Genomic DNA, 13,008 nt, shown 5'->3' with positions numbered 1-13,008 from the left:
GGGTGGCGTGCTGTGCAGAGGCGGGCCCAGGGCTTTCGATACCCACCGTATCACGGTGAGGTCGTTCCCGTATCGACACGCGTCCCGGGCGCTGGTGTGCCCGGATGAGGGGGATCCCGATGACGGACAAACTGCCGGAGTGGATGCTGCGTGCGTTCTCGAAGCTGCGGCTGGCGCGCTACGTGGGTGCGGCGCGTGGCAACGCCGTGGTGGCGGGGCGACTGTACTGGTGGAACGTCGAGGCCTCGGCCGCGCTCTACGGCTCTCTGCACTGCCTCGAGCTCGCCCTGCGTAACGCGATCCACCGGCAGCTCTCCGTCGCCTGGCGCAGGGACGACTGGTGGACCACGGCTCCGCTCAATCCGAACGGACAGCGTCTCGTGGCCAAGGCCCGGAGCAAGTGCGAGCGCCGGGGGCTCGTGCCGGCGCCGCCCGACAGCATGGTGGCGGAACTGTCCTTCGGCTTCTGGGCGTCGCTGGTCAGCGGGGGGTCGGGCTACGACCGGTTGTTCTGGGTTCCCGTCGTGCACAAGGCGTTCCCGCACTACGCGGGCCGTCGCGATGTTCTGTACGACGGTCTGTGGTCGCTGGTGCTGCTGCGCAACCGGATCATGCATCATGAGCCGATCCACCATCGCGACCTTGCCGCCGACCATGCCAAGATCTACCGCATGCTCGGGTACCTCGACCCCGAGCTGGCCAAGGAGGCCCAGGCCATGGACCGTTTTCCGGCCGTCCTCGCGGGCAAGCGCGATGCTCTGCGTGGGTCCCGGCCATCCCGGTTCTGATGGGCGGAGGAGTGGTGAGCGACTTCGAGGGGGTCCTCGTCTCAAGGGCCGACATCGCCCGGTTCGCCGGGGTCAAGCGGCCTGCGGTGACGAACTGGGAGCGTCGGCACGCGGACTTCCCGCGGCCTCTGGGGCAGCCCGCCCAAGGGCACACGGACGTCGAGGTCTTCTCGGCGGCGGACGTGCTGGCCTGGCTCGGCCGGCGCGCCATCCCGGCGAACGCCAGGCGATCCGACGAGCCGGAAGGCACCACCTACGGTGATCGGTTCCGGGCCTCGCTCGGCGGAACGCGGACCGGAACACTGCTCAGGACCGTGGACAGGCTGAGCGGTGCGGAGGCGGAACGATTCCGTGGAGAACTGTCCCAGGCCGACTACATCACCGTGCTGCTCACTCTCGTCTATGTCCGCGGATGCCTGCCCGAGGAGTGGCAGAGCATCCTGACCGAGGCCCGCCGTTTTCAATTCCCCCACTCGGGCGAGCTGTTGGTGCGGATATTGGCGAGCGCGGCGTGCCGAGGGCTGGGAGCCGAGCAGGAGCGTCTCCTCCTCACGCCCGCCCAGAACCTGGGCGGCTCCCGCGTGGCCGAAACCATCCGGCTGCTGGATGACACGGGACCGGTGGACCGGGCCGAACACGCTCACGCTTTCGAAAGGCTCATGGCGCGCTACAGCGAGCTCATGGGCCGAAGGGCGGGCGACTTCTTCACGCCCCGGGCAGCGGTCGACGTGCTCGCCAAGCTCGTCGCCGACGGCAGCCAGGACGTCAGGAGCGTGCACGATCCCTTCGTACGCGCCGGTGAGCTGCTGGCGGCCGCGTGGGACGCCGTGGCGGACGCACAAGGCGGTTCCCCCGAGGCAACCGGCGCGGGAGTGGGCGAGCACCCGCTGGCGCTGGCCGGCATGAACCTTGCGTTGCACGGTGTTTCCCAGGCCAGCCTCGGGACGGGAAGCACGGCTCCCTCGGCCGGGCATCACCCCGGGCACCAGGGGTTCGACCGCATTCTGACGAACCCCCCGTTCAACATGAAGGTCGACCAGCCTGTTGAACGCGGGCACTGGCGTTACGGCCCGCCGCCCCAGCACAACGCGAACTTCGACTGGCTCCAGTACGTCGTGACCCGTCTCAGGCCAGAGGGCCGGGCAGCCGTGCTCATGCCCGACATCGCCGCGTTCTCCGCCAACCCCTCGGAGCGCAGGATCAGGGCCGCGATGGTGGAGGACGGCGCGGTGGAGGCGCTGATCGCGCTGCCCGCTCAGCTCTTCACGACGACGAGCATCCGTGTGACGATCTGGCTGCTGAGGCATCCGACGGGGACGTGTGACGAGATCCTGTTCGTCGATGCCAGTCACCTCGGATCGCTTGTCACCCGTGTCCAGCGGGAGCTGGCCCCGCACGAGACCCAGCGCATCCTCGAGGAGTACCGGTCCTGGACGGCAGCCCGGGCCGACGGCCGCACGTTCCCGGGAACCGAAGGCCTGAGCCGGGCCGTGCCCGTCGAGAAGATCAGGGAAAAGGACTACACCCTCAGTCCTGCCTTCTATGTGCCGAGCGGTACGCCGGCCGGTGCTCGCTCCGCAGAACCGGCGGACCTGGCCGCTCTCGCCAGGGACCTGACCGAGCTGCACGCCCGGGCGGCGGGCGCGGACGCCGCGGTCGAAGAACTGCTGGGGAGGTACGGCCTGTGAGCGAGGACGGACTCGAGGGTCTGCCGCCGGGGTGGCGGTGTGTCCCTCTCGGCGAGGTCTGCGACATCCAGGCGGGCGGCCCGGCCGTGCGCAGGAACGAGCATGTGCAGGCAGGCGTTCCCGTCGTGCGCCCAGGCGATCTACGTCATCAGAGGATCTCGGCGCAGTCCGTGGTGCACGTCGGTCCCGAGACGGCAGGGGGCCTGCTCAAGTACCGAATCGCCGCCGACGACATTCTGGTCACCCGTACGGGAACGGTGGGGCGGGTGGCGCTCGTCACCGACCGCGAGAGCGGCTGGCTGTACAACACCCACCTGCTGCGTGTGCGAGCACACGATCCCGCACAGGCCCCTTATCTGCTCGCCCACCTGTCCCTGCGACAGGTCGCCGAATGGCTGGAGCGCCGGGCGGCCGGAACCACCGGTATGCGGTCGATCACCGTGCGCACCCTGCAGGATCTGCCGGTGCCGCTGGCTCCTTTCGACCGGCAACGGGAGATCGGAGCCGCGCTCAAGGCGGTGGACGAGAAGATCAGGGCGCACGAGGAGATCGTCCGGGTGGCCACGGACCTGCGTGCGACCCTCGCGGAGCTTCTCATGGCGGACCGCTTGCCGACAGATTCCTGACGGCCGTTTCCTTCTACACTGGGCACGTGGTGAGCACCGATTGGAAGAGCGACCTCAGGCAGCGCGGCTACCGGCTGACGCCGCAGCGGCAGCTCGTCCTCGAAGCCGTGGACACCCTTGAGCACGCGACCCCCGACGACATCCTCAGCGAGGTGAGGAAGACGGCGTCGGGGGTCAACATTTCCACGGTCTACCGGACCCTGGAGCTGCTGGAGGAACTGGGCCTGGTCAGCCACGCCCACCTCGGGCACGGTGCGCCGACCTACCACCTCGCCGACCGCCACCATCATCTGCACCTGGTGTGCCGGGACTGCGAGAACGTGATCGAGGCCGATGTGGACGTCGCCGCGGAGTTCACCGCGAAGCTGCGTGCGCAGTTCGGGTTCGACACCGACATGAAGCACTTCGCGATCTTCGGCCGGTGCAAGGACTGCTCCCTGAAGAGTTCAACTACCACGTCGTAGGCTGGCCCCATGAAGAGCCCCCTGCTGACCCTGCCCGGCGCCGTCCCCGCCGAGGGCGTGGACGAAGGCGTCGCCGCCCACTACGGTGACCTGTTCCGCGAGCAGCGTGCCCTCGCCGACGGCACCGGATTCGTCGACCTGTCCCATCGGGGCGTCGTCACCGTCAGCGGCGACGACCGGTTGAGCTGGCTGCACCTCCTGCTCACCCAGCACGTCAGCGAGCTGCGGGCCGGTGAGGCGACCGAGGCGCTGATCCTTTCCGCGCACGGTCACATCGAGCACGCGCTGTACCTGGTGGACGACGGTACGACCGTCTGGGCGCACGTGGAGCCGGGGACACAGGAAGCGCTGGTCGCGTACCTGGAGTCGATGAAGTTCTTCTACCGGGTCGAGGTCGCCGACCGAACGGGTGACTTCGCCGTGGTGCACCTGCCCGCCGGGTCCATCGGCGAGGTGCCGGACGGCGTCGTCGTACGGGAGACGGCGTACGGCCGTGATCTGTTCCTGCCCCGGGCCCGGCTGGAGTCCTTCGCGGCCACGCACGGCCCGGCCGCCGGGCTCCTCGCCTACGAGGCGCTGCGCGTCGAGCACCACCGGCCGCGGCTCGGCTTCGAGACCGACCACCGGACGATTCCGCACGAGCTGGGCTGGATCGGCACGGCCGTGCACCTGCAGAAGGGCTGCTACCGGGGGCAGGAGACGGTCGCCCGCGTCCAGAACCTGGGCAAGCCGCCGCGCCGCCTGGTCTTCCTGCACCTGGACGGCAGCGACGTCCATCTGCCGGTGCCGGGCACGGAGATCCGCGTCGCCGACGAGGGGCCGGAGGGCCGGAAGATCGGTTTCGTGACGACGTCCGTACGGCACCACGAGCTGGGTCCGGTGGCACTGGCGCTGGTCAAGCGGAACGTGCCGGTCGACGCGCGGCTCCTGGCCGGAGAGACAGCGGCTGCGCAGGAGGTCGTGGTTCAGCCGTAGTCGCCTAGATCTCCAGCAGCACCGTGAACGGTCCGTCGTTCGTCAGGGACACCCGCATCTTCGCGCCGAAGCGGCCCGTGGCCACCGTCGCCCCCAACGTCCGCAGCTGAGCCACGACCTCGTCCACCAGCGGCTCGGCGACGTCGCCCGGGGCCGCCGCGTTCCAGGTGGGCCGGCGGCCCTTGCGGGCGTCGCCGTACAGGGTGAACTGGCTGATCACCAGCAGCGGGGCGTCGATGTCGCTGCACGACTTCTCGTCCTGCAGCATCCGGATCGACCAGAGCTTGCGGGCCAGCTGCGCCGCCTTCTCCTTGGTGTCCTCATGGGTCACCCCGACGAGGACGCACAGCCCCTCGCCCTCGATCGCGCCGACTGTCTCACCGTCCACGACGACACTCGCGCCGTCCACTCTCTGCACCACCGCACGCATGCGGACCATCATGCCGGGTGCCCGGTACGCGGACATAGGCGGTCCAATATAGATCCCTTACCCCCCATCTGGGGCTGTTCAGGGGCACACGGTCACATAGCAGCCAGTTGGGGTGGCACGATGCTTCCACACGCCGGTCGAGGGGACGGTCCGAAGCATGAGCACACCGAGTACCAGCGGGCGGCTGGAGACGCAGGGGGCAGCAGAGGTGCAAGGGGCGGAGGGGGTGAAAGGGATGGAAGGGATGCCGGGGGCGTATCGGCCGCCGGTTCAGCGCGCCGACGCTCCGGCGGAGCCGATCCTGTCCGCCGGGCCTCCCGAGCCCGATCTGCCCCGGCTGAGCCTGCCGGAGCTGCGCACCCTGCGCCGTGACGCCCAGCGTGACGAGGCGGACCTCAGTTATGTGCGGCGGCTGCTGCAGGGCCGGATCGACATCCTGCGTGCCGAGCTGTGCCGGCGCGGCCGGGCGTCCGTGCCCGCGCCGGCGGACGGCTCCATGGTCGACCGGCTGCCGGAGATCCTCAAGGACGCCCCGGCCCGGCACCGTTCCTCGGCCCGCCATGTCACGCTCGGCACCCCGCACAACGAGGAGTACCGGCAGCTGGCCGCCGAGATGCTCGCCGAGGTCGAGCTGTCGGACCTGGAAGCGCGGACGGACCTCGAACTGACCACGGCCATGGGCCGCCTGGTCCGTTACGAGCAGGAGGTCTCCCGTCGCCGCCAGCACCTGCAGCGCACGACCGACGACTGCAGCGCGGAGATCGCCCGCCGCTACCGGGTGGGTGAGGCCCAGGTGGACGACCTGCTGCTCTGAGTCGGAGGAATAGGGGCGACAGGTTCCGGGGGCGCCGCCTACCGTGGCCCCATGAGCGACGTCCGAAGCGTCACCGAGGCCGAGTTCGAGGGCTGGCTGCGCGCGCATGCCACCGGGTTTCTGCGGCCGCCCGTCCTGACGCCTGAGCAGATCGACGCCCGGCGCGCGCAGTTCGTGCCGGACCGGCTGCTCGGGGCCTTCGACGACGGCCGCTGTGTGGCCACCTTCCGGTCCTTCGCCCAGGAACTGACGGCGGTCGGCGGGGCGCCCGTGGCCGCGGACGCCATCACCAACGTCAGTGTCAGCGCCACCCACCGCCGCCGTGGCCTGCTGAGCCGGATGATGGCGCAGGACCTCGCGGCGGCCAAGGAGCGCGGTGACGTCGTCGCCACCCTGATCGCCGCCGAGTACCCGATCTACGGCCGCTACGGCTTCGGCCCGGTCACCTGGGCGAACCGGTGGACCATCGAGGTGCCCCGGGCCGGCCTCGACCCGCGCTGGTCGGGACCGGACGACGGGGGCCGGATCGATCTCGTGGACGGCGAGGACGTACGCAAGCTCGGCCCCGAGCTGTACGAGCGGTTCCGTCGCCTGCAGCCCGGCGCGGTCAGCCGCGACGAGCTGTGGTGGCAGGTGAACACCGGGGCGGTCCGCTTCCACGACGGCTGGACCGAGCCCTTCTACGCCGTCTACCGCTCGGCCCACGGTGAGGTCGAGGGCCTGGTGGCGTACCGGTCCGACGAGACCTGGACCGGCAAGCAGCCGGATCAGACCGCCGATGTGCTGGGGCTCGTCGCCACCACGGCGTCGGCCGAGCGCGCCCTGTGGCACTTCCTGTGCTCCATCGACTGGATCACGAAGGTCGACAGCGGCTACCGAGGCCCCGACGACCTGCTCCCGCGCTATCTCCCCGACCCGCGCGCGGCCCGGATCACCGAGCACGCGGACTGGCTCTGGATGCGGATCCTGGACGTCGCGGCGGCCCTGGAGGCGCGGACGTACGAGGGGGCGGGCACGGTCGTACTGGAGGTCGTGGACGGCGACGGACTCGCCGCGGGCCGGTTCCGGCTGGAGGTCTCGCCCGAGGGGGCGTCCTGCACGCCGGGGAGCACCGCGAGCGCCGATCTGACCCTGGAGGCAGGTGAGTTGGCCTCGGTCTGGCTCGGCGGTGAGTCCCTGCTGCGGCTGGCCGCGCTCGGCCGGGTGCAGGAAGAACGAGAGGGCGCCGCCCGGAAGGCCGACGCCCTGTTCCGCTCGCCCGGGCGGCCGTGGTGCCCGGACATCTTCTGACCGCTCCTCTCTCCCGGTGACGCTGACCGTTCATCCGTAGCGAGCTGTTCAGTTGTGGCTGTGCCGCGGTGTTCAGTTGTGGCTGTGCGAGGTCGTCTTCAGTTGTGACTGTGCGCTTCGGTGGCCGTCCCCTGTCCGGACTCCCGGCTCCCCTCCGGAAGGGAGCCCGATCGGCCAACCACTGGGAAGCTTGACCATGTCGTGAAGTTGGCAGCCAACTTCACTGTACTTATCTCCGTTGGGGCGCGACTCATAACCAGCCGTCGGCGAACTGCCGCAACTTGGCGGGAAGTTGTAGTGTTTGTCCGTGGACCCGGAGCACGCCTCCGCCAATGGACGGACGAGGTCACACCGGCCCCATGCGTCCCGCGACATCGCCGACGAACTGCGCGCCCGGATCAGGTCCGGTGTGCTGCGGGCGGGCCAGCGCATGCCCACGCAGGCCGCGCTGGCCGACGAGTTCGGTGTCGAACGGGCCGCCGTACGGCAGGCGTTGCGCATCCTGCAGTCGGAGCGGCTGCTGACCGACGTTTCCAAGGGCAGCCCGGCCACGGTGGCGGCGGTCCCGGGGCCGGCCTGCCCGCCGGCCGGACCGGCGGCACCGCCGCAGCCCACCCTGGTGGGCCTCGCGCCCCGCATCGCGGAGGCCTTCGCCGTCCCGCACGTGCGCATCGACGCGCTGTGCCTGACCGCGGTCTCGCTCACGATGGCCATCGGGGAGCCGCTGCGGCAGATCCACGCCGGGCGGCTGAAACCGGCCAAGATCGACGTCCGGGTGCTGCTGCCCAGCCGTGACATCGACCTCGCCTTCCCGGTGCCCGTGGCCGCCGACGACCACGGTCTGCTGCACCGCCGCTGGCTGGCCCAGCGCAACGCCCAGGGGCTGGTGCTGCGGCAGAACCTGCTGGCCCTGTACGCCACGCACGGCGTCGACGTACGGGTCTGCTTCCGCGCCCTGCCGTTCACCCCGCCGGTCAAGCTGTATCTGCTCAACGGCTCGGAGGCGTTGTTCGCGTACTACACGCTCAAACGGCGCGAACGGGAGATCGACCACGCGCACCTGGAGCTGTACGACGCCGACGGCACGCGCTCGATGCTGTTCGCGTTCGAGCGGCGTGCGGGGCAGCGGGACGCCGCGTTCGTGGAGCAGTCACGGCTGTGGTTCGACGCGCTGTGGGAGACGATCAGTTCGGAGCTGCTCCTCAGTCCCTAGCCAACTCGGAAAGGTTGGTAACCAACTCCCGGTAGATGGATCAGAGTTGTAGCGTTTGGCCGTGACCCAGGAGCATAGGGCAGCGAACGGCAGCAGAAGGCTCACGCCTCAGGAGATCGCCGACACCCTGCGCACGCGCATCCGCACCGGCGTGCTGCGGCCCGGCGAGCGGCTGCCGACCCAGGCCGAGCTGGCCGGGGAGTTCGGGGTCGAGCGGGGTGCCGTACGCCAGGCGCTGCGGGTGCTCCAGGGGGACGGACTGCTCGCCGGCGTCAGCAAGGGCAGCCCGCCGCGGGTCGCCGAGCCGCAGCCCGCGTGGCAGCGGGAGGAGCCCCAGCCGACGATGGTGGCGCTCGCACCCCGGCTGACCGAGGCGTTCGCGGCACCGCACGTGCGCATCGACGCCGTCTGCCTGACCGCACAGAGCCTGATACCGGCGCTCGGAGAGCCGCTGCGCCTGGTCCACGAGGGCCGGCTGCACCCGGAGCGGATCGACGCCCGCGTCCTGCTGCCGTCCCGCGACATCAACCTCGCCTTCCCGGTCTCGGTCGATGCCGGGAGCGAGGAGCACGAGGCCGTCCACCAGCGCTGGCTGGCGATGCGCAACGCCCAGGGCCAGGTGCTCCAGTACAACCTCCAGGCGCTGCGCGGCACCCACGACATCGACGTCCGCGTCACCTTCCGGGCGCTGCCGTTCACCCCTCCGGTCAAGCTGTACCTGCTCAACGGGAAGGAGGCGCTCTTCGCGCACTACATGATCACGCGCCGCGAGGAGCCCACCGACCAGGGGACGCTGGAGATGTACGACACCCTCGGCTCCGAGTCGCTGCTGTTCTCCTTCGAGCAGCGGGCCGGGCAGCGTGACGCGGCGTTCGTGGAGCAATCGCAGAAGTGGTTCGACGCCCTCTGGGAAACCATCACAACGGACCTGACACTCTCCTAGTGACTTCTGATGCGAGTGAGATCGAGAAGCTTCGGGAACTGATCACGCCGGCCCGGTTCGTGCTGTGGGACTTCGACGGGCCGATCTGCCGCCTCTTCGCCGGGCACAAGGCGGAACGGGTGGCCGCGGACCTGGTGGAGTGGCTGGCGCGGCAGGGCCTGCACGGTCTGCTCACCGACGCGGAACGGGACACGCTGGACCCCCAGGTCGTCCTGCGCGCCGTGGGCCGCAGACGCCCGGGCAGCGACCTGGTCGCCGGGCTGGAGGAGCGGCTCACCCAGGAGGAGCTGCGGGCCGCCGCCTCCGCGCTGCCCACCGCCTACGCCGACCCGCTGATCCGCACCTGGACCGCCGTCGGCGCCCGGCTGGCCGTCACCACCAACAACTCGCCCCGCGCGGCCCGCACCTATCTGGAGACCCGCGGCCTCACCGGCTGCTTCAGCCCGCACCTGTACGGCCGCACCGAGCAGCTGCACCACCTCAAGCCGCACCCGCAGTGCCTCAACCGCGCCCTGAACGCGATGGGTGCCGCGCCCCCGGCCGCCCTGATGATCGGCGACGCCCCCTCGGACCTCGCCGCGGCCCGTGCCGCGGGCGTTCCGTTCCTCGGCTACGCGCGTAACGAGGCGAAGGAGGGGCTCCTGCGCGCGGCGGGCGCCCGGCACGTCGTACGGTCGCTCCAGCCGCTGCTGCGGTTGCTCCGGAGCGGCCGCCCGGTCGGTTAGCATGCCGACACGTCCGGGTCACCGCTCGGACGCGTGCGTAACCGCGCGGGAGGAACGGCAACGAGCCGGCCCTCGGCCTGGCACAGACGAGTGGCGGACCACCCGCCCGGCTGCTCGACTGGGCCCGACCCTTCCTTTTCGCGCGATCGACCCCGGAGCGGCCAGTGGGCGCACCGCCTGTTCCCCGTGCCCCGGCCGGGGGGCACGCCGGCAGAATTCCAGCGGACGTCGTCCGGGCGTTCCTGGCCCGCGCGCTCGCCACCCGGCCCAGGGGCGCCGGCTTCCACCATGACAACCACGTGCTGCCGCTGACCGAGCCGCTGGCCCGGCTGCTCGGCCGGGAGCCGGGCACCCTGGTGACCGTACGGGTGCCGCGGCCGGACGTGCCGCCGGTCGTGATCCGTACCTGGCCGAGCGAGCCGGAGATCCTGCGGGCGGTGCGGGCGGTGCTGCCGAACGTGCCGGAATGCCTGCTGGAGGGGGACGGCTTCGCCCTCCACAGCCATGCCGAGGGCACCCCTCTGTCCGAGCTGCGCGGCCCCGGCACACCGGTCGACGGGTCCCTGCTGACGGAGCTGGCGGAGCTGCTGGCCGCCATCGTGCAGGTGCGCGGCGCGGCCCTGCCGCCGCTGCCGGCGTGCCGGCCGGCCGACCACACCGACTCCCAGGCCTTTCTGCGCACCCTCGCCCACCAGGCCGACCGGCAGATCCGCCGGCCCAACTGGCGCCGCTACGGCGGCCTGTTCACGGCCCTCGGCGTGCCCGAGGACGCCCTGCTGCGGTTCGCCGACCGGGTGCCGGCGATGACCCGGCGGCCGTACGGCCTGCTCCACGGCGATCTGCACCGCGGCAACCTGCTGGTGCCGGCCGCCGGTGACGCGCCGCTGCACTGCCTGGACTGGGAACTGGCGGGCTACGGCGACCCCTTGCACGACCTCGCCGTCCACCTCGTGCGGATGCGCTACCCCGACCACCAGTGGCCGGAGGCCACCGCCGCCTGGGAGCGGGCCGTACGCCGGGTGCGGCCCGCGGCGACCGCCGGGCTGCACAAGGACCTGCGCCACTACGTCGCCTTCGAGCACGCGCAGTCGCTCTACGCGGATGTGATCCGCGCCGCGCGCTCCCTGGAGGACTCCTGCGGCCGGCGGCGCCTGGACGAGGCGACGGCCGCCGTGCACGCGGCCCTGCGCCGCGCCACCGAGCCGCTGCGGCTGGGCCGGGTGCCGGAGCAGCCGGAGATCGAGCGGATCCTCTTCCGGCGGGGGGTCTCGGCCGGCGCCCGGCAGGCCGGCGCGGCGGGCCGCGCCCGCCGGGGCATCGCCTGGACCCCGGACCGGCGGGTGCCCGAACACCCCGCGTTCGGGCACCGTGCGGTCGCCGACGCGCTGGTCCTGGAGGGTTCCGCCCCGGCCGAGCGGGTGTTCAAGGGCGCCGCGCACCTCAACACGGTGATCCAGGTCCCCGGCACCCCCTTCCCCGTCGTCGTCCGCCGGGAGGCGACCGTCGTCCTGCGGCGCGAGCGCAGCTTCCTCAGCGAGCACGCCGTCCTCGCCGCGATCGAGCGGTCCGGGGCGTTCGTGGCCGCGCCCCGGGTGCTGGCGCTCGGCGAGAGCCACGCCACCGATCCCGCCCACCGCTACGCCGGGGACCGGTTCGCCGTCCACACCTACGAGGCCGGCCGCGACCTCGGCCGCAGACCCGAGCACCCGGTGCACGGGCTGCGCCCGCACGAGGCGGACCGCCTGGTCGACCAGCTGGCCGCGCTGGCCGGGATCGACTACACCACGGTCGACCCGGTGGCCGGTCGGCCCGGCTTCTACGGCTGGCTCAGCGACCAGCTGGTCGCGCTGGTGGCCGGTCTGCCCCGCCAGTCCCAGCAGTCGGCGCGCTTCCTCGGCCTGCCCGACGCGCCCCGGCTGCGCGAGATCCTCGCCCGGCACCGGGTCACCGACCGCGCCCCCGCCCTGCTGCACGGCGACCTCAACCCCTGGAACCTGGTGCGCCGCGACGACGATCTGGCGCTGACCCTCATCGACTGGGAACTGGCCCTGGTCGGCGACCCGCTGTACGAGCTGGTCCGGCACATGCACCTCACCCCGACCCGGCCGGAGATCCGCGACCGCATGTTCCGCCGCTGGGAGAGCCTGCTGCCCGCCCGGTTCACCCGCAACTGGCAGCAGGACTGGCGGGTGTACCGGTGGATCGAGATCGTCCGCTCCGCCTACGTCGACCTCGACCGGCTGGTCACCGGGACGAGCCTGGACGCCCCCAACGTCCGCCGCGCCGTGGAGTCGTACGCGATGACCCTGGCGGCGGCCACCGCCTCCCTGGGCCTGTCGTCCCGCCGCCGGACCGACCCGCACCTCGCCCGCACCCTGGCCTGGCCGATCCGCCCGGGCGGCGCTGCGTAGGCTCGCCCCATGGGTGAGATGGGCCTGCGTGAGCGCAAGAAGCAGCGGATGTACCAGGACGTGTCGGACATCGCCGTGCGGCTGTTCCTGGAGCGGGGCTTCGACGCGGTGTCCGTGGCCGAGGTCGCGGCGGCGGCCGGGATCTCCAAGCCGACCCTCTTCCGGTACTTCCCGGCCAAGGAGGACCTGGTCCTGCACCGGATCGCGGACCACGAGACGGAGGCCGCGCGGGTGGTCACGGGCGCGGCCGACCCGGTGGACGCACTGCGCCGGAACTTCCTCGACGGGCTGGAGCGGCGCGATCCGGTCACCGGCCTGAACGACCATCCTCAGGTGCTCGCCTTCCACCGGCTGCTCTACGGCACGCCGGCCCTGGTGGCGCGGGCGTACGGCCATCTGGAGCGGTCGGAGGCGGCGCTCGCCCAGGCGCTCGGGGGCGGGCTGGACGCGCGGCTGGCCGCCGGGCAGATCATCGCCGTGCAGCGCATCCTGGCCCAGGAGAACTGGCGGCGGGTCGCGGCCGGGGAGCCGGTCGCGCAGGTGGAGCCGGACGCCGTACGGGCGGCCGAGCGGGCGTTCCGGCGGCTGGGGGAGGGGCTGCCGGAGTGGAGGACCGGCTCGTGAGACCGGTCGTGAGACTC

At 71.8% G+C, this 13,008-nt stretch carries 13 protein-coding genes; 12 read left to right on the top strand and 1 reads right to left on the bottom strand.

Annotated elements, in window-relative coordinates:
- The first annotated feature begins 119 nt into the window (after positions 1-119).
- Genes ABZ624_RS08225 through ABZ624_RS08205 form a run of 5 tightly spaced genes read left to right on the top strand, consistent with a single transcriptional unit; the run spans position 120 to position 4,541 of the window.
- Positions 120-788: a hypothetical protein gene (locus ABZ624_RS08225; RefSeq protein ID WP_360083878.1), complete on the top strand. Its 669-nt coding sequence runs from the start codon at positions 120-122 to the stop codon at positions 786-788.
- A 14-nt stretch (positions 789-802) separates the two neighbouring features.
- A complete protein-coding gene (locus ABZ624_RS08220; RefSeq protein ID WP_360083876.1) occupies positions 803-2,476 on the top strand; it encodes an N-6 DNA methylase in 1,674 nt (557 codons plus the stop codon).
- On the top strand, positions 2,473-3,102 hold the full coding sequence (locus tag ABZ624_RS08215; RefSeq protein WP_360083874.1) for a restriction endonuclease subunit S: 630 nt from the start codon (positions 2,473-2,475) through the stop codon (positions 3,100-3,102). Before ABZ624_RS08220 ends, ABZ624_RS08215 begins: the two co-directional genes overlap by 4 nt.
- A gap of 26 nt (positions 3,103-3,128) precedes the next feature.
- Entirely contained in the window at positions 3,129-3,566 is a 438-nt protein-coding gene (locus ABZ624_RS08210) for a Fur family transcriptional regulator (RefSeq protein WP_360083872.1), read from the top strand.
- A gap of 9 nt (positions 3,567-3,575) precedes the next feature.
- Entirely contained in the window at positions 3,576-4,541 is a 966-nt protein-coding gene (locus ABZ624_RS08205) for a folate-binding protein (RefSeq protein ID WP_360083870.1), read from the top strand.
- 4 nt (positions 4,542-4,545) lie between these two features.
- Here ABZ624_RS08205 and dtd read toward each other — a convergent pair whose 3' ends face one another.
- Positions 4,546-4,971, bottom strand: coding sequence for a D-aminoacyl-tRNA deacylase (dtd, locus tag ABZ624_RS08200; protein WP_360083868.1), 426 nt, complete (start codon positions 4,969-4,971; stop codon positions 4,546-4,548).
- Positions 4,972-5,128: 157 nt separating this feature from the next.
- Between dtd and ABZ624_RS08195 the strand changes: the two genes are divergently transcribed.
- The 7 genes from ABZ624_RS08195 to ABZ624_RS08165 all read left to right on the top strand — a co-directional run bounded on the left by ABZ624_RS08195 (position 5,129) and on the right by ABZ624_RS08165 (position 12,991).
- A complete protein-coding gene (locus ABZ624_RS08195; RefSeq protein ID WP_360083866.1) occupies positions 5,129-5,785 on the top strand; it encodes an aerial mycelium formation protein in 657 nt (218 codons plus the stop codon).
- 51 nt (positions 5,786-5,836) lie between these two features.
- Positions 5,837-7,075, top strand: coding sequence for a GNAT family N-acetyltransferase (locus ABZ624_RS08190; RefSeq protein WP_360083864.1), 1,239 nt, complete (start codon positions 5,837-5,839; stop codon positions 7,073-7,075).
- 301 nt (positions 7,076-7,376) lie between these two features.
- A complete protein-coding gene (locus ABZ624_RS08185) occupies positions 7,377-8,288 on the top strand; it encodes a winged helix-turn-helix domain-containing protein (RefSeq protein WP_360083862.1) in 912 nt (303 codons plus the stop codon).
- A gap of 55 nt (positions 8,289-8,343) precedes the next feature.
- Positions 8,344-9,231, top strand: coding sequence for a GntR family transcriptional regulator (locus tag ABZ624_RS08180; RefSeq protein WP_360083860.1), 888 nt, complete (start codon positions 8,344-8,346; stop codon positions 9,229-9,231).
- Positions 9,231-9,956: an HAD-IA family hydrolase gene (locus tag ABZ624_RS08175; protein ID WP_360083858.1), complete on the top strand. Its 726-nt coding sequence runs from the start codon at positions 9,231-9,233 to the stop codon at positions 9,954-9,956. Before ABZ624_RS08180 ends, ABZ624_RS08175 begins: the two co-directional genes overlap by 1 nt.
- A 164-nt stretch (positions 9,957-10,120) precedes the next feature.
- The gene (locus ABZ624_RS08170; protein ID WP_360083856.1) at positions 10,121-12,367 is read left to right on the top strand and encodes an aminoglycoside phosphotransferase family protein; all 2,247 of its coding nucleotides are present in this window, start codon (positions 10,121-10,123) and stop codon (positions 12,365-12,367) included.
- 9 nt (positions 12,368-12,376) lie between these two features.
- The gene (locus ABZ624_RS08165; protein ID WP_360083854.1) at positions 12,377-12,991 is read left to right on the top strand and encodes a TetR family transcriptional regulator; all 615 of its coding nucleotides are present in this window, start codon (positions 12,377-12,379) and stop codon (positions 12,989-12,991) included.
- Positions 12,992-13,008 lie beyond the last annotated feature (17 nt).

Source organism: Streptomyces sp. NPDC007205 (assembly GCF_040634095.1).
GTDB lineage: Bacteria > Actinomycetota > Actinomycetes > Streptomycetales > Streptomycetaceae > Streptomyces.
Note: the sequence above shows the minus strand (reverse complement) of the source record. Positions and strands in the feature narration are given on the sequence as shown.